This window comes from Siphonobacter sp. (assembly GCF_048595215.1).
Taxonomy (GTDB): domain Bacteria; phylum Bacteroidota; class Bacteroidia; order Cytophagales; family Spirosomataceae; genus Siphonobacter.
The window spans coordinates 1-4263 of record NZ_JBMDWJ010000178.1 but is presented as its reverse complement, the minus strand read 5'-3'; the positions used below and the strand labels follow the sequence as shown (position 1 = coordinate 4263).

The following is a 4263-nucleotide window of genomic DNA, read 5'->3' as shown; positions in this document are numbered from 1 at the left end:
CGCAACCCGCTGCGGATAACCTTAACTCCAATGGTTTCTCCGGAGCCAATGGCGAGCAGAGCCCCTTAAGTTTGATTCCTCCGGAAGATATTGAACGCATTGACATTTTGAAAGATGCGGATGCTACGGCGATTTATGGTTCTCGTGGATCGAACGGGGTAATCCTGATTACCACTAAAAAAGGGAAATCTGGAAAAACGCAATTCAACGTAAACATCAACAAAGGAGCGGGTAAAGTACCTAACTTCATTCCCATGCTGAATACGGAACAGTACCTCAGCATGCGTCGGGATGCCTTTGCCAAAGCGGGCGTTACTCCCAATACCGTCAATGCTCCAGATTTAACGGTTTGGGATCAGAATGCGAATACCGACTGGCAACGCCGCTACATGGGCGGGACTGCCCAGTTTCTGAATGCCTCGGCTTCCGTATCCGGCGGTAATGCGTTCAATTCATTCCTCTTCAGCGGTTTATACCGAAAAGAAGGAACCGTTTTTCCCGGAGATTTAGGAGCTACTACGGTTTCAGGTCGTTTTGCGGGAAGTCACTCCTCGGCCAATCAGAAATTTAAAATTGAGTTCAGTACGTCTTATTCACGACTACAGACCAATCTGATTGGCACCGATTTAACGACTGTCTATAATATTGCCCCCAACTTTCCCCTCTATAATTCTGATGGAAGTTTAAATTGGACAGGCGGAATCACTAATCCCGAAGCCTTATTAATGCGGGATTTTGATAATACGAGCACCAACTTTATTTCAAACCTGACGTTAAAGTATTCGATCTTGCCTGGTTTAGATGTACGAGTAAATACGGGGTATACACTCACGGGTATCAATCAGATTCAGGCCAATCCGGCCCGTTCGAAAAACCCTTCGTCGAACCCTTTGAACACGGCCAATTTTGCGAACAGTTCGGTCGAAACCTATATCGTTGAGCCCCAGGTCGATTACGTAAAAAGTTTTGGTAAAAATCGATTCAATGTGCTGATCGGAGGAACCCTCCAACAATCGAATTCGAACGGGCAAACCTTCAGCGGTAGCAATTATAGTAATGAGGCCTTAATCAAGTCGCTGGGTGGAGCGGGTACCGTTACCGGTAGTTCTAGCTATTCGCTCTATAAGTACACGGCAGCTTTTGGTCGAATTAATTACAGCTGGGATAACAAGTATATCCTTGACGCAACTTTCCGCCGCGACGGTTCCTCCCGATTCGGACCGAATAACCGCTTTGGTAATTTTGGGGCGTTGGGAGCGGCCTGGCTCGTTACGTCGGAAGATTTCATGAAGACCTTACCCTGGGTAAGTTTCCTGAAATTGCGGGGTAGCTATGGCTTAACGGGTAACGACCAGATCCCGAATTACTTGTACCTCCCCACATTCTCCGTTACGGGAAGCGGCAGTACCTACATGGGTACCGCTACCATGGTTAACTTCAATATAGCCAACCCGAATCTGCATTGGGAAACCATGAAAAAGCTGGAAGCAGCGATCGAATTAGGTTTTCTCAAAGATCGAATCCTGCTGAAAGCGGATTACTTCCGCAATCGCTCCGGCGACCAGTTAGCCAGCACGAATATGCCTACGCAGTCGGGCGTAAATTCGTACTCCAGCAACTTGGATGCAGTCATTCAAAATGATGGCTTCGAGTTTGAGTTGAATACGATCAATGTACAAACGGCAGCCATGCGTTGGTCGACTAACTTCAACGTCACCTTCCTACGGAATAAACTCCTTTCCATTGGTGACCCAACCAAACTGTTTAATTCCAGCTCCTACACCGTAGGCCAACCCATCAACGCGACCCGTTTGTTTCAGTACGCAGGTTTAGACGCGACGGGAGCCCCGATGATTCAGGATCTTGATGGCAATGGCCTTATTGATTATAATAAAGACCGCCTGATGGCTCCCATTGGCACGCCCTACTTTGGTGGCATCAATAACTCCCTGTCGTACAAGAATTTTCAGTTAGACGTTTTCCTGCGATTTAACCACCGCATGGGTATGGTAAATAATACGTTGAGTCTGCCTTTCGGGTCTACGCTCCAAAACACCAATACCGCTGCACTGGATCGCTGGACGGAAAGCAATCCGAATGCGACGTATCCCGCAGCCACTACCCTTTCGTCCAGTGCCATCAGTTATTATAACTCATCTACGGCCCTATGGGGGAATACCTCCTTTCTGAAACTCAAAACGATCAGCCTCGCTTATAACCTGCCTATCGCCTGGATTCAGCCCATGCATCTTTCGAAAGTTTCGATTTACGTACAGGGACAAAATCTGTTCACTTGGGCCAAACAGAAGTACACCTACGACCCTGAAAGTACCGTAGGTGGAACCGGTACGGGTTTAGGTACGGGTCAATTTATCGCCATGCCTCAACTCCGCACCTTCGTCGCTGGTCTTAATGTTTCATTCTAACGCAGGAATACTCTTATGAAATCTATCCATCGAATCGCCTTCCTTCTCGCCCTGGCAGGATTGGGACTTAGTTCCTGCGAAAAGTTTGTCACCATTGATTACCCGGCTACCAGTATCGGTACGGAAGATGCCTTTGCCAGTGATGCCTCCGCGACAGCGGTAGTTTTAAATATGTACTCCAACGTTCGTAATAGTTCTCCCCTTAGCAATAACATCACCATGAACTGGACGGGGTATGCGGGCTTATTGAGTGATGAACTGGAATATACCCCTTCCGATGCTACTCTGGAACAATTTGAAACCAACACAGTAGATGCTCTGAATTCGTCGGTTGCCAATGGTTTGTGGTCTAACTCCTACAGTCTGATTCGGCAGGCTAATCAGGCCATCGTAAATATTGCCAACTCTAAAGGCATGACCCAGGCGGGCAAGGACCAGTTAACGGGTGAAGCTAAATTCTGGCGGGCGTATGGGTTCTTTACACTCGTTAATTATTTCGGGGATGTTCCTTTATCGACTTCTTCTGACGAATTCATTAACGCTTCTCTCGCCCGTACACCCTCCGCTCAGGTATGGGCTCAGATCATCACCGATTTGAAAGAGGCCAAAGCCAGTCTGCCCGCAGCGTATGTAGGAACGCTTCGCACCCGTATCAACAAACACGCCGCTTCTGCTCTGCTGGCCCGGGCGTATCTATACACCAAAGATTACGCGAACGCCTCTGCTGAGGCTTCTGAAGTGATTGCTTCGGGTACGTATGCGTTGGTAGATCCTTCCCAAACCTTTATCAACACCAGTAACGAAACGATTTTTCAGGTGGGTACCCTGCTGGGATTCACGGTTTTAGGTGGGAATTACCGAAACTCACTCGCCACTACCCCTCCCGTTTATGTGTTGAAATCGAATTTTGTTCAATCCTTTGAAGTCGGCGATAAACGCCGTACCAACTGGTCTGATTCACTGGTGATTGCCAATACGACCTACCAGCGTATCAATAAATACAAACTACAGACCGCCACTGCTGGCAATGAATACATCGTGTTCCTGCGTCTGGCGGAGCTGTATCTGATTCGGGCTGAAGCTCGGGCCAATCAGAATCAGTTAACCGAAGCCGTAGCGGATCTGAATGTGGTTCGCACGCGGGCTGGTTTAGCAAACAGTACGGCCAGTACGCAAAGCAGCCTTATTAATGCGATTTTACAGGAGCGTAAAGTCGAGTTTTTCGGGGAGTATGGTCACCGCTGGTTCGACCTCAAACGTACCAATCAGGCCGACGCCGTACTGGCACCGATCAAACCCGGCTGGAAGGCAACGGGCGTACTGATGCCCATTCCGTCCACTCAGATTGAGGCGAATCCGGTACTTACACAAAACCCAGGTTATTAATCAACTACTAACCAACGTATAGTATGAAAAAAGCGACCACGCTAGCTGGCCTGATGTTACTGAGCATCTCCGCCGCCTTTGCTCAAAAAGCACCCGCTTCGACCTACCTCATCAAGGGAGAAATCAAAGGTTTGACGAACGAAAAGATTTACCTCAACTACCCGAAAGGGGAAGAGTCCGGCCGCGATTCGGTTGTTACGAAAGACGGTAAGTTTTCATTCAAAGGAACGCTGGCCCACGAAGGAACGGCTTCCCTTTCACTGGCTTCCAACCGTCAGCAATTCGTTTCCTTTTTCATAATGCCGGGCATTCCTACCACGGTAACTGCCGTTAAAGATGCCCTTCCGAAAGCCACGATTCAGGGATCTAAAGAAACCCGGGAATGGAAACAGCACCGCCACGAACTCGATTCCGTCGTTTTCACGCAGTTACAGGCCATTGAAAAGAAGTA

The 4263-nt window shown here is 48.4% G+C and carries 3 protein-coding genes; all 3 read left to right on the top strand.

Going from position 1 to position 4263, the window contains the following annotated elements:
* The coding region (locus ACOJTG_RS10495) for a SusC/RagA family TonB-linked outer membrane protein (protein ID WP_420153768.1) at positions 1 to 2426 on the top strand (2426 nt) is incomplete at its 5' end.
* A gap of 15 nt (positions 2427 to 2441) precedes the next feature.
* Positions 2442 to 3812: a RagB/SusD family nutrient uptake outer membrane protein gene (locus tag ACOJTG_RS10490; RefSeq protein ID WP_420153767.1), complete on the top strand. Its 1371-nt coding sequence runs from the start codon at positions 2442 to 2444 to the stop codon at positions 3810 to 3812.
* A gap of 23 nt (positions 3813 to 3835) precedes the next feature.
* A partial coding sequence (locus ACOJTG_RS10485; protein WP_420153766.1) for a DUF4369 domain-containing protein occupies positions 3836 to 4263 on the top strand: 428 nt, incomplete at its 3' end.